Raw genomic sequence first — 19,874 nt, 5'->3', positions numbered from 1 at the left:
GGCGGGATCGGCCGGCGCGGCGTGCTGATGACGGCCGGCGCGGCGCTGGTCCTGGTGGTGACGTTGGCCGCCGTGGTGGCGATGGGGTCCGATTCGAGCGACGACGGCGACACCCACCGCAATCCCGTGGGCTCGACCGGCTCGACGAGCGTCGATGTGACCGGCTCGGGGAAAACACCCGTGTCCGACCCCAAGGTGGACCGCGACAAGCCGGCGCCACCGTCCTCGTCCACGGCTCGCAGGCCGGGTCCGAGCGGCACCGCGACGGCCACGATCACCGCGACCACCCGGCAGACGACCACCGCGACGTCGCCGCCCCCGACCACCCCGACCTCACCGGTCCGCACGACCGGCGCCGCCACGACGACGGCGCGACAGACCCAGGACGGCGGCCACAGCACGCCCCCGCCTTCCACGCAGGGACCCACGACGACACCGCCGACGACCAGCCCGCCGGTGACCGCGACGGCCTCGACCCCGGTGGATCACCCGTCGAACGGATCGGAGAGCGGCGCCCCGGCGCTGTAGCGCGGAAATCGGGCGTCGGGCACCGGTCCGAGGCGGCCGCGGCGACGCACGCGGCGCCCGTCCCTCGAAAGGGGCGGGCGCTGCTTGGCCCGGAGCCGGTCGGGTCTACTGCCGCAGGTGGTCCGTGCCGGTCAGAACAGCTTGAGCTTGTCGTCCTCGGTCCCGCGCAGCGCGTTGTAGTCCAAGGTCACACACGTGATGCCGCGGTCGTTCGCGAGCACGCGGGCCTGGGGCTTGATCTCCTGGGCCGCGAAGACGCCCTTGACCGGGGCGATCAACGTGTCGCGATTGAGCAGCTCAAGGTAGCGGGTGAGCTGTTCCACGCCGTCGATCTCGCCGCGTCGCTTGATCTCCACGGCCACCGTGGTGCCGTCGGCGTCGCGGCACAGGATGTCGACCGGGCCGATCGGCGTGGGGTACTCGCGACGGATCAGGGTCCATCCGGCGCCGAGCGCGTCGAGCCGGTCGGCCAGGAGCTCCTGGAGGTGTGCCTCGACGCCGTCCTTGACCAGTCCCGGGTCGATGCCCAGTTCGTGCGACGAGTCGTGGTGGACGTCCTCCAGCGTGATGATCAGCTTCTCGCCGGCCTTGTTGATCACGGTCCACACGCCGGCGCCCTCCTTGAGCGAGCACGGCGGGCTCATCCAGTTGAGGGGTTTGTACGCGCGGTCGTCGGCGTGCACGGACACGCTTCCGTCGCGCTTGACGAGGATGAGCCTGGTGGCGGACGGCAGGTGGGCGGTGAGTCGCCCGACGTAGTCCACGGAGCAACGGGCGATGACGAGACGCATGGGAACAGCCTAGGTGGTGTGAAGAGTCCCCCCGGCTCTGGAGCATGCAGTACCGGATGTCCTACGGTGAGTCAGGAGACGGTGTGGGCCGGGCCGATGTGCGCACGGGCGCCACCGTGGTCGAAGCACGGGCGCGATCTGCCACGTACGACATGACCCGATCCGCCGGGCGACCTCGCGTACGCCCCGGCCGGAAGGAGCACCGATGTCGCTCGATGTGCCTCCGAAGCTCTTGGAACAGGCCGAACGCGGTGACGTGGACGAGGCCGAATTCGTCGACTGTGTGCGTACCTCACTGCCCTACGCCTGGAACCTCGTCTCGTCGCTCGTGACGCGGCTGCACGTGGACGGCGGTCCGTTCGCGGACAACCAAGAGCCGCCCGCCACCGAGACCGAACGTGGGCAACTGCTGCGCGCGCTCGCCTCGGACGCCATCCGCGGCTCGATGGAGCGGCATTTCGGGGTCCGGCTCGCGTTCCAGAACTGCCACCGGGTCGCGGTCTTCCCGGTCCAGGGCCTGGACGCGGACCGCTACGCCAAGTTCACCTCGATCCGCGGCCAACTGCTCAACCAATCGCCGACCTTGCGCGACTGCTGACACCTCGTCGGATCCGCCTCGCGGCGCGGGCGCGCCTTCGGGCGCGCCCGCGCCGTTCCCGTACACACGGAGGAACCGTTCCATGGGCATCACCCAGTCGTTGCACCGCTGGGCACAGCAGGCCCCCGACCGTGAGGCCGTGGTCGAAGGCGAGAGCCGAACAACCTTCCTCGAACTGCGCGAGCGCGTCGCCAGACTCGGCGGCGCGTTGCGTGGGCTCGGTGTCGAGCCCGGCGACCGCGTCGCGATCCTCGCCCTCAACTCGACTCGCTACCTCGAATGCCTGAACGCGGTCCCGTGGGCCGGCGGCGTCCTGAACCCCGTGAACATCCGCTGGACACCCGTTGAGATCGCCTACACGCTCGGCGACTCGCGGACCGAAGTCCTGTTTGTGGACGACGCGTTCACGGGCGCGGTCCCGGTGTTGCGATCCCGGCTCGCGTTCACCCTGACGGTCGTGCACATCGGGGACGGGCCGACCCCCGAGGGCATGTACCGGTACGAGGACCTGCTCGCCGGTGCCGAGCCGACACCGGACGCCGACCGCGGCGGAAGCGACCTCGCGGGCGTCTTCTACACGGGCGGAACGACCGGATTCCCCAAGGGCGTCATGCTCTCGCACGACAACCTGCTCGCGTCCGCGATGGGCGGCCTGGTCGCGACCGCCGCGTTTCGGATCGTGCCGAACGCGCGCGTGCTGCACGCGGCGCCGCTGTTCCACATCGCGGGATACGGCGTGTCGCTGATGACGTCGATCGTGGGCATCCCGCAGGTGATCCTGCCGTTCTTCGACGCCGAGCGGGTGGCGGCGCTCGTCCAGGAACAACGGGTGACCGAGATCTTCCTCGCTCCGACGATGTTGCAGATGGTCCTGGACCACCCGCGGTTCGCGACCTACGACCTGTCCTCGCTGCGGCTGTTGACCTACGGCGCGTCGCCGATCACCGCCACACTGCTCGATCGGGTGCTCAAGGCACTACCGGGCACGTCCTTGGTCCAGGCGTACGGGCAGACCGAACTGTCGCCGCTGGCGACGCTGTTGATGCCACAGGACCACCTGGACGCCGATCCCGCCCGGCTGCGCTCGGCGGGCCGGCCCTGTTTCCACGCGGACGTGCGCGTCGTCGGCCCCGACGAGGGCGAACTCGGGCGCGGCGAGGTGGGTGAGATCGTCTCGCGCGGCGATCACGTGATGCTCGGCTACTGGAACCGGCCGGACGAGAGCGAACAGGTTCTGCGCGGCGGCTGGATGCACACCGGTGACCTGGGCTTCATGGACACCGACGGCTACCTGACCGTGGTCGACCGGCTCAAGGACATGATCGTCACCGGTGGGGAGAACGTGTTCAGCGCCGAGGTGGAGAACGCCGTCGGCACCCACCCGGACGTGGAGGCGTGCGCGGTGATCGGGCTGCCCGACGCCACGTGGGGCGAGCGCGTGCACGCGGTCGTGGTGTTGCACGCGGGCCGCGACGTGGGCGCGGACGAGATCCGCGCCCACGCCAAGACCCTGATCGCCGGCTACAAGGCACCGCGCAGCGTGGAGTTCGTCGAGAAGCTGCCGCTCACGGCCGCCGGCAAGGTCCGAAAGTCCGTCCTGCGAGAGAGGAAGGGTGAACGGTGACCCTGACCACGGAGACCTTCGCGTCGCTGGACCCGGCGACGGGCAAGGAGTTGGCCCGCTATCCGATCCACGACGCCGCGCACGTCGCGGAGGCGCTGGTCGCCGCTCGGGTCGGTGCCACGTGGTGGGCCGGCCTCGACGGCGCGGACCGGCGTCGGCGGATGCGCGCGTGGGCGGCGGAGTTGGTCCGTGAGCGGCACACCCTGTGCGCGCTCGTGCGCGACGAGAACGGCAAGCCGGCCGACGACGCGTTCCTCGAACTCCTGTTGGGCCTGGAGCACATCGCGTGGGCGTCGAGTCACGCCGGCCGGGTGCTGCGCCGGCGCCGGGTACCGAGCGGACTCGCGATGCTCAACCACGCGGCCTACCTGGAGTATCGGCCGTTCGGCGTGGTCGGGGTGATCGGGCCGTGGAACTACCCGGTGTTCACGCCGCTGGGCTCGATCGCGTACGCACTGGCGGCCGGTAACGCGGTGCTGTTCAAGCCGAGCGAATACACGCCGGGCGTCGGGCGGTTCCTCGCGGACGCGTTCGCGCGCGCCAACCCGGACGCGGCGTCGGGAGTCTTCCAGGTGCTGACCGGCGACGGTTCGACGGGCGCCGCGTTGTGTGCGGCGGGCGTGGACAAGCTGGCGTTCACCGGCTCGGCCGCGACCGGGCGCGCGGTGATGGCGACGTGCGCGCGCACCCTGACGCCGGTGCTGATGGAGTGCGGCGGCAAGGACGCGATGATCGTCACCGAGGGCGCGGACGTGCGCGCGGCGGCCGAGGCGGCGGTGTGGGGCGCGCTGTCCAACGCGGGGCAGACGTGTGTGGGCATCGAGCGGGTGTTCGTCGAGCAGTCGATCAAGGCCGAGTTTTTGCACGAAGTCCGCTCTTCGATCAGCGACTTGCCCTTGGGCGACGAGGACGGCGCGGCGTACGGGCCGATGACGATGCCGGCCCAGGTCGGGGTGGTGCGACGGCACATCGACGAGGCGATCGCGGGCGGCGCGACGGCGGTGGTGGGTGGCGTGGGCGCGGTGCGACCTCCGTACATCGACCCCGTGGTGCTCGTGGACGCGCCGGACGACAGCGCGGCGGCGTGTGAGGAGACGTTCGGCCCGGTGATCTCGGTGCGCTCGGTGCGCGACGTCGCCGAGGCGGTACGGCTCGCGAACGGGACCGCCTTCGGTCTCGGCGCCTCGGTGTTCGCCCGCAGCGGCCGGGTGGGGGTCGAGATCGCGCGGCGGCTGCGCACGGGGATGGTGTCGGTGGACGCGGTCATCGCGTTCGCGGGCATCCCGGCGCTGCCGTTCGGCGGCGTCGGGGACAGTGGCTTCGGGCGAATGCACGGGGCGGACGGTCTGCGCGAGTTCGCCCGGCCGCAGGCGATCACCCGGCGGTTGTTCACCACGCCGATGGAGCCGACGACGTTCGGGCGCACCCGAGGGACGATGCGGGCATTGGACCGGTATGTGACCATGCGGTTCGGGCGGCGCCGGTGATCCGTCGCGGCGCGGGCCCGGGCGGGTGATCGGGACGCGGCCGGGGTGTGTGGTGCCCGCGAGGCGAGCCTCGGCACCTGTCGGTACACCCGTACAACGCACGGATCGAACGCGCACTCGACAACTGTTCGGTCGGCGGGCACGATCCCGACCTATGACGTTTACCCGGGGGATCGTGGCGTACATGGCCATCGTGCTGTTGGCCCTGGAGGCGGTCGCGGCCGTCGTGGCGTGCTGGGTGTTCGCGCCGGGCCGGGTGCTCGACCTCGTGGACGACCACGACGGGGCCTCGGCGTCGGGCAAGGCACAGGCGGCGGTGGCGGTGGGGATCGCCTTTTTCGTGCTGCTGGGCGCGGTGATCGTGATCTGGGCGCTGTGGGCCTGCCGCGACCTGCGTACCCGCCTGCGCGGGGGCGGCCCGGAGCGCACGGGTCTGATCGGCGCGGCGGGGCTGCACGTCGCGGTGACGGCGGCGGCGTTGTTGTTCCCGCTGGTGTTGGCGGTGACGCTGCCGGTGTTGGCGGTGTTGGTCGGGGCGTATTGGCTTACGCGGGGGTCGGCGGGGTCTGCGGCGTCGGAGGAATCGAGGGAGTCGGTCCTGCGGTCGTCGTCGGCGGCGGCGGTCGAGTCGGCGGGGTAGGGGTGCGCCGGGGCCGCCGAGTTTGGTCCGCCGGTGGGGTCCGCGGGGGTTGGTTCAGTCCTCGACGCTCGGGCGGTCGGCGGCGGCGAGCAGGTCGGTGAAGGACGGTGGGCTGCCCGGAGCGGTCGTCGTCGCGGCCCGGGTGGTCGACCCGTCGAGCGCCAAGTCCAGGTGACGGCCCGGCAGTTCGGTTCGGCCCTGTGGTCGGGGGAAACCACGCATCCGTGGAGCTACCTCCTGGGGCCGATCCTCGGCGCGGCCCCGGGGCAGGCGCCGCGGCCTTCGTGTCGCGGCCGCGGCGCCGGGTCTTGGTTACGGGTGCTGTCCGCCCGCTCTTCGTACGGCCGCTTTGTCGAGTACGTACGCCGGGCGCAGGGTGGCCTCGTCGTAGTCGTCGTAGTAGCGGTGGTAGACCGGGGTGAGCCCGCCGGAGACCGGTGGCACGATCCAGCTCCAGTCCGCCGGGCACTCGCGACCCGCGTCCGCCTCGCGTCGGACGTGGCTCAGGAAGCGGGCGGATTCGGTGTGGTGATCGGTGATCGTGGCGCCGGCCAGGTCGAACGAGTGGAGCACGGCGCGGTTGAGTTCGATCAACGCGCGGTCGCGCCACAGGGTGCGCTCGCTGGAGGTGTCCAGGGCGAACAGTTTCGCCACCGCGGGGAGCATGTCGTAGCGGTCGGCGTCGACGAGGTTGCGGGCCCCGATCTCGGTGCCCATGTACCAGCCGTTGAACGGCGCGGCGCTGTAGGAGACGCCGCCGATCTCCAAGCGCATGTTGGAGATCGCCGGAACCGCGTGCCACCGCAAGTCCAGCTCGGCGAAGCCCGGTTGCTCGGGATGGGTGAGCGCGATCTCACGGATCGCGTCCGGCGGCAGTGGGTGGCACCGCAGGATCTCGTCGGCGCCCTCGACGAGCAACGGCAGCACGTCGAACGCCGTACCGGCGCCGCGCCAACCCAGGCGGTGCGCGAGTCGGGTCATCCCGATGTTGCGCCCGTCGCCCACGGTGGTGCCGTCGGGCAGCGGGTATCCCGCGTAGCGAATGAGCTGTTCGTTCCAGATGCGCACCTGTGGCCCGGCCGGGGTGTCGGGGGCGAACACGGTGATCGTGGGCCGGATGTGACCCTCGCGCCATGTGTCGCGCAGGTGGGCGGCGCATTCGGCGGCGACCTCGTCGGGGCGGTGTACGTGGCGGCGGTCGCGGACCTGGAGGTTGTTCCAGTACAGGCGCCCGATGCAGCGCGCCGAATTGCGCCAGGCGACCCGGGCACCCCAACCGAGTTCGGCCTCGGTGTGGGTGTAGGTCCCGGTGTTCGCGATCTGGTCGGATATCCGGCGCCAGCGCTCGTCCGGGTCGATCGGCGACTTGGTCTCGCGTACGAAGCGGTCGAGGAACGTGCGGGCTTCGGCGCGGTCGACGGCCTCGCCGACGCGGGGGGCGGGCGCCGGTTCGGTGGGGTCGGTGGGCGTGGGCGAGGGTGCGGGCGGGTGGTGTGCGTCGTGCGGTATCGGGCACGTGGGGCGCTCGGTGCGAGTCCGAGTGCTGCCTTGGTCGGTCAACGTTCTCCTGGAACCGGCTCGCGGGCGCGACCGAACGATCGGTCGTGGGAGCCTGCTTCGGGTGGTGGGTCGCCTGTTTTTTCGGAGGGGCGGTACCTGCCGGGGAGGCGGTGCCTGCTTGGGGAGGGAGTTGCCCGCCTGGGGGAGGCGGGAGTACGGCGGCGAGTGCGGACCGGTTCAGCCGGGCGCCCCCGCGGCGGCCGGAGCGGAGGGTTGAACCTGGTCCGGGGCCGCGGTGTAGTCGCCGACCACGGGGTCGTGATGGATCTGGGTGCGGCGCAGACCCAGCTTGCGCAACACCCGCGCGCTGTCGAGCACCATCGCGGGCGGGCCGCTCAGGTAGGCGTCGCAGTCGTGGCGTGGCCCGTACTCGCGGACCACGTCGGAGACCCCGCCGCTGATCCCGGCCAGGGTCAGGTCGTCGAGCGCGGGTCGCACCCGAAGCCACGACACGCGCTGCGACAGGCGCAACAGGTCGTCGAGGCCGTACAGACCGCTGTGCGCGCTCGCGCCGTAGAACAGGTCCACGAAGCGATCCGTGCCGTAGTAGGCCAGTTCCTCGACCATTGCCTTCAGCGGGGCGAGGCCGGTGCCGCCCGCGACGCACAGGACCGGGTTGGGCGCCATGTGGTCCACCACCATCTCGCCCATCGCGGCGCCGAGTTTGAGCCGGTCGCCGACCTTGGCCTTGTGGACCAGGGCGTTGCTGACCCAGCCGGCGGGCACCGAGCGCACGTGGAAGGTGAGCAGGCCGTGGTGGTCGGGCGCGTTGGCGATCGAGTAGGCCCGCCACACCCGGGGCCACCACGGGGTCTCCATGAAGGCGTACTGCCCGGCCCGGTACGGAAAGTGCAGGTCGGGGCGCACGGTGACGACCGCTATGTCGTCGGCGGCCTTCTCGTGCGAGACGATCTCGGCGGCCCAGTGCGGCGGGTTGGTGCGGGCGTCCTCGTCGGCCGCGCCGATCATGATGCTCGCGGCGGCGGTGTACGCCCGAACCCAGGCGCTTTGGATGTGGTCGTTCCACGTGTCCCCGCTGTAGCGGGCGAGGGCGGCGACCAGGCATTCGCCGACGAGGTCGTAGTGCTCGGCGATCACGTCGAACTTGCGGTGATCACGGCCGAGTCGGCCGAGGAACCCGGACAGCGCCGGGGCGTTCTCCAAATCGCCGACGATGCGGATGAGCGCGTGCAGCAGACGGTCGCGCTGAACGTCCATCGCGGGTGGGAACAGGTCGCGCAGAGCGGGTTCCCTCAGGAACAGCAGCGCGTAGAAGTGGGACGTGACATCGGCCGCCCGAGGGGTGACGACCGCGAGATTTCGTTGGATGAGTTCCGCGTCGTGAGATTCCAAAATCCGCCCATCGGTAGCCCTTTCGGAAGACGGTCGCGAGCCGGCTCCATCGCGAGATCGTCGCGGAAGGCCGGTGGCCGGAACACGATCATGGTCGCGTGACACCGCCGTCAAGTCGAACGTCTGGTTCCGGTTGTGAAGGATGAGAAGTCGGTTATGCGGGTGTTGCGGTGATTGGTACAGGGCTTCGCAAACACGTACGGAAGCGTATGGAAGGGGTGAGGCGGTGGTTGGGGCGGACGGATGGGATGGCGGTGGGAGCGATTTTCGGCCGGCGCCCGTCGTGGCGTCGAGAAGTGGTGCTCGACGGGCGTCGTCGGATGCGTAGAGGCCGACGGGCCTCCTCCTACGGTCACCGCGTAAGCCCCGCCAAAACCCCCGTCACCTCCCGCCACCCCGCCGCCCGGGCCGCCGCATCGGCGGCTCTCGTGCCGCCCAAGTCCACGGTGGAGCGCAGGATCGGATGATCCAGCCGGGTGCCGGCCGCGAGGTAGGGGAAGGTGCCCACCCCGTGGCCGGCGCCCTGGTAGATCAGGGCCCGGTGCGGACGGCCGGTTCCCGCCGCGTCCAATGCCCGGTCGAGTTCCCGGGCCGCTTGTGCGGACGGGCTCAGCAGGTCCTCGGAGCCGGCGATGGCCAGGACGGGGGCGTCGACGTGATCGAGCGGGATCACGCCCTCGGCGATGGGTCGGCCGTCCTTGGTCCACGACCCGGCCGCCGCCCGGATGGTGGGTGAATAGGCGATCACGCCGTGCACCAGATCCGGATAGTTTTGGCCGAGGAGCAGGGCGGCCTCGGTGCCGCGTGAATAGCCCATGACGATCACGTGGTCGGCGTCGACGCTCGGCTGCCTCGCCAACAGGCGAAGCGCTCCGGCGAAGTATTCCAGCGGAATGTCGTCCAGATTCGCGGGCAACCCCGGGAGGGCGAAGTAGCCCAGGGAGAGGGCCGGGTAGCCGCGCGAGGCCAACAGGGCCGCGTCTTCGCTCAGGCTCGCGCCTCCCTCGGACCCGCCGACCATGAGTACCGCCGGGTGCCTCGGTGTTCCCGGCGGCGGCAGAAAGAGCTCACCCCAGAAACCGTCCGTGGCAGGAGTGAGCAGCCGGACCCCGACTCCGTCGGCCAGCCATCGGCGCGTGAGCGTCCGTGTGGTCGGCCGTCGCCGCTCTCCCGTCACCACGATATTCACGGCGTACGACCGGCGAGACACGTCCCAGGCCGGCCGGAACCAACTCCGCTCCGGATCACCCCCGACCGGGTTCATCGACCAGAACAGCCCCATGCCGTCCGCCCCGCGATACGTCCCCGCGAGCGGCGCGGCCGAGTCGAGGGCCACCTCGCCCCGGTCGTCCGCGCGAAAACGGGCCTGCCCGCGCCACCGCCGACCCGTGAAGTCGGTCGCCGACGAGGAGACGGTGACCGTCTCGCCCGCTGTGAGCCCGATGACCCGCAGGTGTACCGGCTGATCCGCGAGCGCGCTCGCGGCGTCGACCTCGATGCCCGCGCCCGTGTCCGGCGCCGGAGTGGACGCGCGAAAGCACCCCATCCCGAGCACCGTGACCATCGCCACGACGCCGGCCCACCCTCGTCTGCCGACCACGATGCCCCCGCTGTCGCCGTTGCGCCCACGCTCCTCGCTCGGCGACGGCCTCGTCAAGACCGCTCCCGAGACCGCTCCGCGAAGGGCTCACGCCCGCCACGTCGCGTACAGCGTGAAGTCGTCGATGCAGGCTTGCCGGAGTCGGATCGCCATGCACAGTCCGGCGAATCCGGCCCCGATGATCGCGGTCCCCGACATCGCGAACCCCCTCGCGGTCACGGCCAATACGGGCTGAGGACATCGAACGCGTTGGGCAGACCGAGCCGAAAGCGCAGGTCGTCCGCTCGGCGCCACCCGGCCAACGCCGGTTCCTGGTACAGCTCGTGCACCGTCGCCGGGGTCGCGCTCGAACCCGAGGCGCGCAGCACGGCGTTGGCAGCCGAACGCCCGCTCTCGTTGGCGCCTTCCATGGTGGCCAGGTTGATGCTGCACCGTACATAGTCGCCGGCCAGGAAAAGGTTGGGAATCCGCGTCGTGGAGACCGGTCGGTCGTCCCAGGATCCGACCGTGTTCACCAGCAGCGGCTCGTCGTTGGCCACCGTCGGCAGCCCGGAATCGGTGATGCCCGGGTCGAGGAACCACGAGTGGATCTGCGCGTCCGGCACCAACGCCGCGCCGTTGTCGAGGTTGGCGCGCACCTGCGCGAGCACGTCGTCGACGATCTGGCGCGGCGTGCACTTGCGCGCGTTCACGCCGTACAGCAGGCCCTGCGCGTCCCAGTCCGACAGGTCGAGCGAGAGGATGTCGTGCACGCTTCCGTCGCCGTACTTCGCCGCGAAGTCGCCCCGCCAGAACTGTGCTTGGCTGATCGAGGTAACCGCCCACGGCGAGTCCATGTACGCCACGTGCCCGTGCGTGATCGGGGTCGGCCGGCGCAGGTAGATCATCAGGCCGTTCATCCAGTCGGTGGTGAGCCGGCGCAGCTTGCCGAGGGCCGGGTCCGCCGCCACCAGCTGGGGGCTCATCAGCGGCACGGCCCGTTCGACCGGAACGGCGAGCACGTACCAGTCGGCGTCGATCGAACCGGTGTTGCCCCGGGGATCGGTGAACCGCGCGCCGGTGATCCGGCCACCCGTCAGGTCCAGTCCGGTGACCGTCCAGCCGACCTCGAAGTCGACGCCCAGGCCGGCGAGATGCGTTTGCCACGGGTCGATCCAGACCTCGCTCGTCGGCCCCGACAGCACGCGGTCCGGCGCGCCGTCCGCGCCCCGACCGAGCATCGTCCACAGGAAGATCTCGACCATCATGGTGATCGTGCGCGTACTGGCGACGTTCTCCTTGGCCGCGACCAGGGTCGAGGTGAACGCCTTCACCAGGATGTTCCGGTAGGCGGGCGACATCCGGTCCATGCGCAGGTAGTCGGAGTAGGCCATGTGCTCCCACTGCCGGTTGCGCCGCAGGTCGCCACTCGTGAAGAAGACGATCATCTTCTCGGCCCAGAACGCGATCTCGCGCAGCGGCACCTGCGACGCGACGCTCGCCATCGACATCAACGCGTCGCGCACCGCGTCGGGGGTGATGCCGCCGATGCCGCTCGGGAGGGTGAAGTGCATGTCCGGCCGGCCCGCCTGCGCGAAGATCGCGTTCGGCGCGGGGACGAGGTTGTCGAAGACGCCGTTGGCGTTGCCCGGGAAGGGAATTCGCCGCATCGTGTCCGGGACGTTGCGGTAGAACCCGGGGAAGAATCGGAAGCCGTGCTCACCCGGCAGGTCCCGTCTGCCCCCGGTTCCGGTGCCCGGGATCGGGATGCTGCGGGCTTTCCCGCCGAGCGACTTGCGCTCGTACACGGTGACCTGGAAGCCCCGCTCGATCAGTTCGTGCGCGACCGTCAGGCCCGCCATTCCCCCGCCGAGCACCGCCACCCGCCGACCGGTGGGAGACGGCGACGCCGCCACCCCCCGAGCCGCTGCGATCGGCACACCGGCGGCTAATCCCAATGCACTTGCGCCCGCCACGAAGCCGCGTCGAGTGGGCACCGATCCGGTGATTCCTGCTGGAGCCTGCACGTGCTCAGTCATGGGTCTCTCCCGTAACCGACAGTGGGGCGACAGGTGCGAGGGTCCGACTATCGCGTCACTTCGCACAACGCGCAAGACACCCTTGTCGGATGGTGATCGGCCGGCTACCGTCGAAACCCCGTACCTCGCAAGGCTCGTGACTGCCCATCAGCTCAAGCTGGAGGACGCCCCGTGACCGAAGGAAACCCCGCCGCCGAGCAACCGTTCGCCGCGCGAGCAGAAGCAGAAGCAGAAGCGGAGGCGGAGGCGAAGGCGAAGGCTGAAGCCGAGGCGGCGGCGACAAGGGACCCGAGCCGGGAGGCGGATGCGATCGTGGTCGGCGCGCGCTGCGCCGGATCCGCCGCGGCGATCGCGCTGGCCCGGGCCGGTCGGCGGGTGATCGCGCTGGACGCCGTGCGCTTCCCGTCCACGACCGTGTCCACCCACCTGTTGTTCGCGGGCGGCGTGGCCGAGGTGGCCCGACTCGGCGCGCTGGACCGGGTCGAGGCGATCGGTGCGCCGCACCACGACGACGCCTACATCGAGATGCCGAACGCGCGGGCCCGCGGCACGTTCAGCCCGGTCGACGGCATCGCCTACGGCATGTGCGTGCGCCGCGCCGGCCTGGACCAGGCTCTCGTGGACACCGCCCGGGCCGCGGGGGCCGAGGTGCGCGAGGGCGCCAGGGTGACCGGGCTGCTGTGGTCCGGCGACCGGGTCGCGGGGGTGCGGGTCGAGGCACGGGGGGAGGCCCCCTACGAGTTGCGCGCGCCTTTGGTGATCGGCGCCGACGGGCGACGCTCGACCGTGGCCGGACAGGTCGGGGTCGCCGAGCCGCACACGATCCATCCGAACGGCCGGGCGTGCTACTACGCCTACTACGACGATCCGCGCGCCGAGTGGCGCGGCACGGCGGGGATGTGGCGCACCGAACGGGAGTTGGGCACGGTCTTCCCGTGCGACGGTGGTCTCTCACTCGTGCTGCTGATGCCGCCGAAGGAGTTCGCCGAGTCCTTCCGGATCGACCTGGAGGGCGAGTTCGACCGCACGATCGCGGTGATGCCGGGGATGGCCGAGCGGTTGGCCGGTTGCGCGCGGGCGACCAAGATCGTGCACGCGATCGAACTCCCCTCCTACTTCCGGCATTCGGCCGGTCGGGGTTGGGCCCTGGCCGGTGACGCGGGGCACTTCAAGGACCCGGTGACCGCGCAGGGCATCCGCGACGCGCTGCGTTTCGGACGGCTCCTCGGCGAGGCTGCCGCGCCGGTGCTGGGCGATCCGCGCCGCCTGGACGCGGCGACCGCCGGGTGGCAACGGCGCCGCGATCACGAGTGCCGCGAGACGTACCACTGGACCAACGGCCTCGCCCGATCGACCGCGGTGTCGGCGCTCGAAGAGACTCTGCTGCGCTCGTTGGCGAGCCGCCCCGACGGGTCACGCCCGTTGATGGACGTGTACTCGCGGGTGCGCAAACCGTCCCGGCTCCTGGCCCCGGGCGTCCTCGCCGGCCTGTTGGCGCGGACACTGCTTCGCCCCGGGGTGAACCGGGGCGAGGTGTTGCGGACCGCGTGGGCCGAGGGACGTACGCAACTCGCCGTCCGCCGCGATCTGTGGCGGTCCGCTCGAAGCTAGACCGAGACCTTGCGCAGCGCCGGCAGGACCTCCTTGCCGAGCCGGGCGACGTTCTCGATGGTCAGTCGCGAATCGCCGGCGCCCTCCGCGAAGAACAGGAAGCGTTTGATGCCGGTGCGCTCGGAGGTGCGTTCGAGCGCGCGTACGCATTCGGCCGGCGAGCCGACGGCATGGGTGCGACACAGGAAGTCGGTGTACTCCTGCGGGTCACGCATGTGCCGCTGCCGGTCGTCGACCGTCACGTGCGCGGACAGGCCGCGGCGCAGCCACTTGGGCATGCTCGCCCGCAGCGTCTCGGTGGCCTCACGGCGCGTGTCGGCGACGTAGGCGACGGTGGCGGCCGCGTGCTCGACGCCCTTGGGATCGCGCCCGCACGCGGAGGCCGCGCACTCGTACGTACGGACCATCGCGGCCTTCTCCTCGTCGTCCGCGTGCATGCCGAGCAGTATCGGCAGCCCGTGTCGGGCCGCGAGCGAGGCGGTTTCGCGCGACGTGCACGCGACGATCACCTGCGGGTGCGGATAGGTCAGCGGGCGCGGGACCACCTGGACCTTGCGAAACGTGAAGTTCTCGCTGGCCGCGTCCACCCGGTGATGGGTGAGCCAGCGCATCAGCAGGTCGAGCGACTCCGGGAAGCCCTCGTCGTGCCGGGCCAGCCCCGTACCGAATACCTCCAGGTCGACCCACGGCCCGCCGCGCCCGACACCCAGGGTGAATCGGCCACCGGAGAGCTGATCGAGCAGCGCGGTCTGCTCACCGAGTGCCACGGGGTGCTGGTTCGACAGGACGCTGATCGCGGTCCCCACCCCGATCCGTCGCGTACGCCCCAGTAGCATGGAAGCGAACGTGACCGCCGACGGGCACAACCCGTACGGCACGAAATGGTGTTCTGCGATCCACGCCTCGTCGAACCCGGCCTCCTCCGCGGCGATTCCCGCGTCCATGGCAGCGGTGAGTACCTCACCGTGATCGCCCGCCTCGAACTGTGCCGCCAGCAGGAAGATGCCCAGCTTCATCGCGTCCTCCTCGTCGAGTTCTCCCCGGACCCCTCCGGGGTGGGGCCGCCGCCCACAGAGAACACAACGGTCGAACGTCTTCGAAGGTAATCCTTCACGCGTGATTGTTTTTGGAAGACCCGGGCTACCGGTCGGGTCGTACTCCGTTCGGGTTCGACCGACATGGGGATCGAGGCGAACGGCACATCGGATGGTCTGTGCCTGTTTGCCGGCGACTGCAATACTCCAGAACCGCAGTACTACTTCGCAGTAACCAAGGCGTACTCCCCGCTCGGGAGACGCCATTTCAGCAGCGAGGAGCACAGCAGATGACCCGTGACATCAGCACGGTCGGTGTGGTCGGCCTGGGCACGATGGGTGCCGGCATCGTCGAGGTCCTGGCCAGGGCGGGCGTCACCGTCGTGGCCGTGGACGTGTCCGACGACGCCATTGCCCGAGGCCGGGCCCGGATCGCCGAGTCGACCGCCCGCGCCGTGGCGCGCGGGAAGCTGACGGACGAGCAGCAGCGAGAAATCTTCGATCGGATCACCCTCGGCACCGACCTGGCCTCGGTCGCCGACGCGGACCTCGTCCTGGAGGCGATACCCGAGCATCTGGAGCAGAAGCAGGAGCTTTTCGCTCGGCTCGACAAGATCTGCGGCCCGGAGACCATCCTGGCCACGAACACGTCCTCGCTGTCGGTCACCGAGCTCTCGGTGTCCACGTCACGCTCCGCACGGGTCGTCGGCCTGCACTTCTTCAACCCGGCGCCGGTGATGAAGCTCGTCGAGGTGGTGCGCACGGTCGTCACCGAGCCGGACGTGCTGGCCGACGTCGTCGCGCTCGCCGAGCGGCTCGGCAAGTCGCCCGTGGTCGCGGGCGACCGCGCGGGCTTCATCGCCAACGGTCTGCTGTTCGCGTACCTCAACCACGCGGCGTCGATGTACGAGCAGAAGTACGCCACGCGCGAGGACATCGACGCGGCCATGCGCTTCGGCTGCGGCCTGCCGATGGGCCCGCTCGCGGTGCTCGACCTGGTCGGTATCGACACGGCGTACGAGATCCTCGACCAGATGTACCGCCAGTCGCGCGACCGGCTGCACGCGCCGGCGCCGATCCTCAAGCAGATGCGCACCGCGGGTCTGCTCGGGCGCAAGAGCGGCCGCGGCTTCTACCACTACGAGCAGCCGGGATCGCCGGTCGTGGTGGCGGAGGCCGCGGGCGCGGCGCCGGTGGCCGGTACGCCGCGCGACGTGCGCGCGGTGGGCGTGGTCGGCACCGGGACGATGGCCACGGGCATCGTCGAGGTGTTCGCCAAGTCGGGCTTCGACGTGGTGTACGTCGCGCGCAGCGAGGAGAAGGTCGAACGGGTGCGGACCGGGCTGCTGCGCTCGCTGGAGCGTCAGGTGCAGCGCGGTCGGCTGACCGAGGAGGCCCGCGACGCGGCGCTCGCGCGCGTGAGCGGTACGACGCGGCTGGACGATCTGGCCTTCGCCGATCTGGTGGTCGAGGCGGTGGTGGAGGAACTGTCGGTCAAGCAGGCCCTGTTCGAGAACTTCGACGAGATCTGCAAGCCGGGCGCGATCCTGGCGACGACGACGTCCTCGCTGCCGGTCATCGACTGCGCGGTGGCGACATCGCGGCCCGGCGACGTGGTCGGCATGCACTTCTTCAACCCGGCGCCGGTGATGAAGCTGGTCGAGGTGGTGCGCACCGTCGCCACCACCGACGACGTCGTGGCCACGATCCACGCGGTGTGCGCGAAGACGAGGAAGCACGCGGTGGACTGCGGGGACCGGGCGGGCTTCATCGTCAACGCCCTGCTGTTCCCCTACCTCAACGACGCGGTCCGGATGCTGGCGGCCAACTACGCGAGCGCCGACGACATCGACACGGCGATCAAGCTGGGCGCGGGCTACCCGATGGGCCCGTTCGACCTGCTCGACGTGGTCGGCCTGGACGTGTCCCTGGCGATCCAAAAGGTCCTGTTCGCGGAATTCCGCGAGCCGGGCTGGTCCCCGGTCCCGCTGTTGGAGCACCTGGTGACGGCGGGCTACCTGGGTCGCAAGACGGGGCGCGGGTTCCGGGACCACGCGAAGAAGTAGGGCGGGACGGCGACTTGGCCCGGAGCGGTTCCCCGAGCGGGAGGCGCTCCGGGCCTGTACGTCGTATCCGCGCGTGTGCGTCACGGCCGGGGCGTGGGGCGATCCGGTCGGTCCCCGGCTTCCGGGCCATTCGGCTTTCGAGGCGCCAGTGGCGGGGTCCGGCGGCGGTGGCGTCGAGTCGGTCGAGCATCGCCGCGACGACGGACGGTTGGGACGCGGAAGAGGTCGACACCCTCGGCCCCTCGATCGAAGAGGAGGTAACCGAGTGAGTGTGATTGATCGCCGAGAGTGTTCACGAGCGAGGACGTCGGCTGAACTTCGACCCGGGCGACCCTGTGGTTCGGTCGGGGCTGCGGCGGTTGCCGCCCTTGCACCCGTACCCTTTTTGTGTGCCTCGTCGTAACAAGCCCACCAGCCGCTCCCGGTTCGTCGATCGGGGCGAGCCCCGCGACCCCAGCCTCGGTTTCGAGGAGCGTGAGACGGGGGCCGACGGGGAGTGGCTCGTGCGGCCGATCTCGGGGCAGGCGGCGACGAAGACCTACCGCTGTCCCGGCTGCGACCACGAGATCGCGCCGGGGGTGCCGCACGTCGTCGCGTGGTCGGCCGACGGGCGGGTGGAGGAGCGGCGGCACTGGCACCGGCCGTGCTGGAACAGCCGCGGTCAGCGGCGCATCACCCGGCGACGCTAGGCACGAACCGCCTTGTGCCGCCCGCCGGTTCCGCGCCGGCCCCTCGACCGTGTGGTCGAAGGGCGGGCCCGGAAAGGTGTTCGGTGCCGAGGCACGGTGGGGCCGTCGGGCCGCCGCCGAACCGTCAGACCGTCAGTTCCAACGCGTGCGTGACCAGCGTCGCCAGCGCCTCGACCGCGCTCTCGCGCACTCGCGCGTCGCATTCGGTCATCGGCGTTCGCGGGCTGATCGACAGCGCGTCGCGCAGGTCTTCCTCCGGGTAGCGCGGTGCGTCGTCGAACAGGTTCACGACCACCACGAACGGGATCCCGGAGCGCTCGAAGTAGTCCACCGCCGGGAAGCTGTCCTCCAGGCGGCGGGTGTCGACCAGGACGACCGCGCCGACCGCGCCGCGGACCAGGTCGTCCCACATGAACCAGAAGCGGTTCTGGCCGGGAGTGCCGAACAGGTACAGAACCAGGTCGGCGTCCAGGGTGATCCGGCCGAAGTCCATCGCGACCGTCGTCGTGCGTTTCTCGGGCAGCCCCGAGAGGTCGTCGACGTCCTCGCTCATCACCGTCATCACCGACTCGGTGGTCAGCGGCGGGATTTCGGACACCGCCGCGACCAGCGTGGTCTTGCCCACGCCGAAGCCGCCCGCGACGACGATCTTCGTCGACGTGATGGGCGGTCCGTCGCCGATCCGCCGGCCACCCGCGCGGGGAGCGGGCAGCGGGATCGCGGGGACCTCGCCGAGGTCGCCGAACTCAGATCTTGCGTAGTCCACCGAGCACCCTTTCCAGCAACGCGCGATCGGGCCGGCCGGCCTCGTGTTCGGCCTGGTACACGCTGATCCGGCCCTGCGAGGCCAGGTCGCTGATCAGGACGCGCACGACGCCGAGCGGCATGTGCAGGATCGCGGCCACCTCCGCGACCGAGCGAACTCCCCGGCACAGCCGCACGATCGCGCCGACCTCGGGCATGTCGCCGGCGTCCCCTTGCGGACAGTCGAGCGTCGTGACCAGCGTCTCCACCAAGAGGACGTGGCCGTATCGGGTGCGTCCGCGAGTGAGCGTGTACGGGCGCACGCGCGAGGTACGGCCGCCCGTTTCGGGTCTGGCCGGATGACCCCGCGTGTCGTCGTAGTCCGGGTAACCCCCGTCAGGAGCCAACGCGACCACCTCCACGGTCCTGGTGCATCTGTGCGCGCAGGGCCGGCGTCAGTACATGGCCGGCGCGCCGTACGAACGAGGTCATCTGATAGGCGATCACACCGAGGTCCGCGGACCCCGACGCGTGCACGCCCAGGCACGAGCCGTCGCTGATCGACATCGCCACGACGTAGCCCTCGGCCATCGTGACGATCTCCTGGCGGACCGCGCCCATGTCCAGCACCCTGGAGGTGCCTTCGGCCAGCGCGACGAGCCCGCTGACGATCGCGCCGAGCTGCTCCTCCGCGTCCGGGACCGCGAGCGCGGCGTCGGAGCCGTGGGCGCTCGCGAGCATCAGCCCGTCGGAAGAGACCAGGACGACCTCCCGGACCCCCGGGACGTCACCGGCCAAACCGGCCACCAACCAATCGACATCGCGTGCCGTGGTGCCATTCGACCCGGTCACCGGTCTCCACCTCCTGTCTCCTCCCGCGCGTCCGGCGGGAATGAGGGTTCGTCGTGCGGTGATACGACGGGATCGTCCTCTCGGCGGGCGGCTTCGAAGCCCTCCTGAAAGCCCGTCAGGCGGCGCCGCAGCTCGTCCGCGGACAGCGCGCCGGTGTCCTTGGCCGGATCCGGGGTCGGCAACGCCCGGACCGGACCGGTGTCCTCGCCGGCCACGAGGCGCTTGGGCAGCCCGCGGCGGGTACGGCCGATCGAGGACACCACCGGGCCCGCGCCGTCGCCCGTACGGGACTCCTGCGGCTTCGCCGGCTCGGGAATGCGTACGGCCGGCTTGGCGGCGCCCTTGCGCGCGGGCTTCGACGTCTTGGGCAGGGGACTCGCGGCGCCGCTTCGTACCGCCTTCTCGGCGGCGGGCGCGGACTTCGCGACGCGGGGCGCACGTCGTGCCCCCGGCACCGGCGTGGCGGGCCCGGCCTTCGGCGGCTGTGCGTCGGTCGGCGCGAACAGCTCGTTCGGCATCTCCAGCCGGGCCGCGGCCTCCTCCGGTACCACCGGCGGCGGATTGGCGGCCGGCGTGCGCTTCGGCAGCCCCTTGAGCGTCTTGGCGGGCGGCTCGGCGCCCTCGCGCGGTACGACCGGCCCGCGCGTCTTCGGCCGAACAGGCGCCGCGGCCTCGGCCG

The 19,874-nt window shown here is 70.9% G+C and carries 17 protein-coding genes and 2 pseudogenes; 8 read left to right on the top strand and 11 right to left on the bottom strand.

The window, feature by feature from the left end; translation table 11 throughout:
- Positions 1-528, top strand: a pseudogene (locus GT354_RS38220) (hypothetical protein); the annotation flags it as partial.
- A 131-nt stretch (positions 529-659) separates the two neighbouring features.
- Here GT354_RS38220 and nucS read toward each other — a convergent pair.
- The gene (nucS, locus tag GT354_RS38215; protein WP_161360978.1) at positions 660-1,319 is read right to left on the bottom strand and encodes an endonuclease NucS; all 660 of its coding nucleotides are present in this window, start codon (positions 1,317-1,319) and stop codon (positions 660-662) included.
- Positions 1,320-1,524: 205 nt separating this feature from the next.
- Here nucS and GT354_RS38210 point away from each other — a divergent pair, with 205 nt between their 5' ends.
- From GT354_RS38210 to GT354_RS38195, 4 genes are all read left to right on the top strand, one after another.
- Positions 1,525-1,917 (top strand): SCO5389 family protein, encoded by a 393-nt coding sequence (locus tag GT354_RS38210; protein ID WP_161360977.1) that lies wholly within the window; start codon positions 1,525-1,527, stop codon positions 1,915-1,917.
- An 82-nt stretch (positions 1,918-1,999) separates the two neighbouring features.
- Positions 2,000-3,541, top strand: coding sequence for a long-chain-fatty-acid--CoA ligase (locus GT354_RS38205; RefSeq protein ID WP_161360976.1), 1,542 nt, complete (start codon positions 2,000-2,002; stop codon positions 3,539-3,541).
- Entirely contained in the window at positions 3,538-5,028 is a 1,491-nt protein-coding gene (locus GT354_RS38200) for an aldehyde dehydrogenase family protein (protein ID WP_161360975.1), read from the top strand. Before GT354_RS38205 ends, GT354_RS38200 begins: the two co-directional genes overlap by 4 nt.
- A gap of 154 nt (positions 5,029-5,182) precedes the next feature.
- Complete coding sequence (locus tag GT354_RS38195; protein WP_161360974.1) at positions 5,183-5,668, top strand: hypothetical protein; 486 nt, start codon at positions 5,183-5,185, stop codon at positions 5,666-5,668.
- 54 nt (positions 5,669-5,722) lie between these two features.
- On the opposite strand, the gene GT354_RS38190 is transcribed toward GT354_RS38195, so the two are convergent.
- The 5 genes from GT354_RS38190 to GT354_RS38170 all read right to left on the bottom strand — a co-directional run bounded on the left by GT354_RS38190 (position 5,723) and on the right by GT354_RS38170 (position 12,199).
- The gene (locus tag GT354_RS38190) at positions 5,723-5,890 is read right to left on the bottom strand and encodes a hypothetical protein (RefSeq protein WP_161360973.1); all 168 of its coding nucleotides are present in this window, start codon (positions 5,888-5,890) and stop codon (positions 5,723-5,725) included.
- A 90-nt stretch (positions 5,891-5,980) separates the two neighbouring features.
- The gene (locus GT354_RS38185) at positions 5,981-7,228 is read right to left on the bottom strand and encodes a nitric oxide synthase oxygenase (RefSeq protein WP_202512759.1); all 1,248 of its coding nucleotides are present in this window, start codon (positions 7,226-7,228) and stop codon (positions 5,981-5,983) included.
- A 177-nt stretch (positions 7,229-7,405) separates the two neighbouring features.
- Positions 7,406-8,581 (bottom strand): globin domain-containing protein, encoded by a 1,176-nt coding sequence (locus GT354_RS38180; protein ID WP_161360972.1) that lies wholly within the window; start codon positions 8,579-8,581, stop codon positions 7,406-7,408.
- A 352-nt stretch (positions 8,582-8,933) separates the two neighbouring features.
- The gene (locus tag GT354_RS38175; protein WP_237535860.1) at positions 8,934-10,238 is read right to left on the bottom strand and encodes an acyl-CoA thioesterase/BAAT N-terminal domain-containing protein; all 1,305 of its coding nucleotides are present in this window, start codon (positions 10,236-10,238) and stop codon (positions 8,934-8,936) included.
- Between the two features lie 158 nt (positions 10,239-10,396).
- A complete protein-coding gene (locus tag GT354_RS38170) occupies positions 10,397-12,199 on the bottom strand; it encodes an FAD-dependent oxidoreductase (RefSeq protein ID WP_161360971.1) in 1,803 nt (600 codons plus the stop codon).
- A gap of 171 nt (positions 12,200-12,370) precedes the next feature.
- On the opposite strand from GT354_RS38170, the gene GT354_RS38165 reads away from it, so the two are divergent.
- Positions 12,371-13,810 carry an FAD-dependent monooxygenase gene (locus GT354_RS38165; protein ID WP_202512758.1) on the top strand — a complete coding sequence of 480 codons (1,440 nt, stop codon included), beginning with the start codon at positions 12,371-12,373 and terminating at the stop codon, positions 13,808-13,810.
- Here GT354_RS38165 and GT354_RS38160 read toward each other — a convergent pair.
- Complete coding sequence (locus GT354_RS38160) at positions 13,807-14,826, bottom strand: LLM class flavin-dependent oxidoreductase (RefSeq protein ID WP_161360970.1); 1,020 nt, start codon at positions 14,824-14,826, stop codon at positions 13,807-13,809. The two genes, GT354_RS38165 and GT354_RS38160, sit on opposite strands and share 4 nt — an antisense overlap.
- A gap of 308 nt (positions 14,827-15,134) precedes the next feature.
- Between GT354_RS38160 and GT354_RS38155 the strand changes: the two genes are divergently transcribed.
- The gene (locus GT354_RS38155) at positions 15,135-16,910 is read left to right on the top strand and encodes a 3-hydroxyacyl-CoA dehydrogenase (RefSeq protein ID WP_161360969.1); all 1,776 of its coding nucleotides are present in this window, start codon (positions 15,135-15,137) and stop codon (positions 16,908-16,910) included.
- Between the two features lie 389 nt (positions 16,911-17,299).
- Positions 17,300-17,599 (top strand): hypothetical protein, encoded by a 300-nt coding sequence (locus tag GT354_RS54980; RefSeq protein WP_346012361.1) that lies wholly within the window; start codon positions 17,300-17,302, stop codon positions 17,597-17,599.
- A gap of 124 nt (positions 17,600-17,723) precedes the next feature.
- On the opposite strand, the gene GT354_RS38145 is transcribed toward GT354_RS54980, so the two are convergent.
- From GT354_RS38145 to GT354_RS38130, 4 genes and pseudogenes are all read right to left on the bottom strand, one after another.
- Entirely contained in the window at positions 17,724-18,317 is a 594-nt protein-coding gene (locus tag GT354_RS38145; protein WP_346012363.1) for an ATP/GTP-binding protein, read from the bottom strand.
- A 28-nt stretch (positions 18,318-18,345) separates the two neighbouring features.
- A complete protein-coding gene (locus GT354_RS38140; protein WP_346012362.1) occupies positions 18,346-18,666 on the bottom strand; it encodes a DUF742 domain-containing protein in 321 nt (106 codons plus the stop codon).
- Between the two features lie 73 nt (positions 18,667-18,739).
- Positions 18,740-19,195 (bottom strand): roadblock/LC7 domain-containing protein, encoded by a 456-nt coding sequence (locus GT354_RS38135; RefSeq protein WP_161360966.1) that lies wholly within the window; start codon positions 19,193-19,195, stop codon positions 18,740-18,742.
- Positions 19,192-19,874 (bottom strand): annotated as a pseudogene (locus tag GT354_RS38130) (hypothetical protein); the annotation flags it as partial. The pseudogene GT354_RS38130 and the gene GT354_RS38135, both read right to left, overlap by 4 nt.

Source organism: Streptomyces sp. SID3343, from assembly GCF_009865215.1.
Classification (GTDB): domain Bacteria; phylum Actinomycetota; class Actinomycetes; order Streptomycetales; family Streptomycetaceae; genus Embleya.
The sequence above is the reverse complement of the archived record's forward strand: the minus strand, read 5'-3'. Positions and strand labels throughout refer to the sequence as shown.

Coding starts and splice junctions, on each gene's coding strand:
- nucS (WP_161360978.1), bottom strand. CDS start 1,319: ATGCGTCTCGTCATCGCCCGTTGCTCCGTGGACTACGTCGGGCGACTC.
- GT354_RS38210 (WP_161360977.1), top strand. CDS start 1,525: ATGTCGCTCGATGTGCCTCCGAAGCTCTTGGAACAGGCCGAACGCGGT.
- GT354_RS38205 (WP_161360976.1), top strand. CDS start 2,000: ATGGGCATCACCCAGTCGTTGCACCGCTGGGCACAGCAGGCCCCCGAC.
- GT354_RS38195 (WP_161360974.1), top strand. CDS start 5,183: ATGACGTTTACCCGGGGGATCGTGGCGTACATGGCCATCGTGCTGTTG.
- GT354_RS38190 (WP_161360973.1), bottom strand. CDS start 5,890: ATGCGTGGTTTCCCCCGACCACAGGGCCGAACCGAACTGCCGGGCCGT.
- GT354_RS38170 (WP_161360971.1), bottom strand. CDS start 12,199: ATGACTGAGCACGTGCAGGCTCCAGCAGGAATCACCGGATCGGTGCCC.
- GT354_RS38160 (WP_161360970.1), bottom strand. CDS start 14,826: ATGAAGCTGGGCATCTTCCTGCTGGCGGCACAGTTCGAGGCGGGCGAT.
- GT354_RS38155 (WP_161360969.1), top strand. CDS start 15,135: ATGACCCGTGACATCAGCACGGTCGGTGTGGTCGGCCTGGGCACGATG.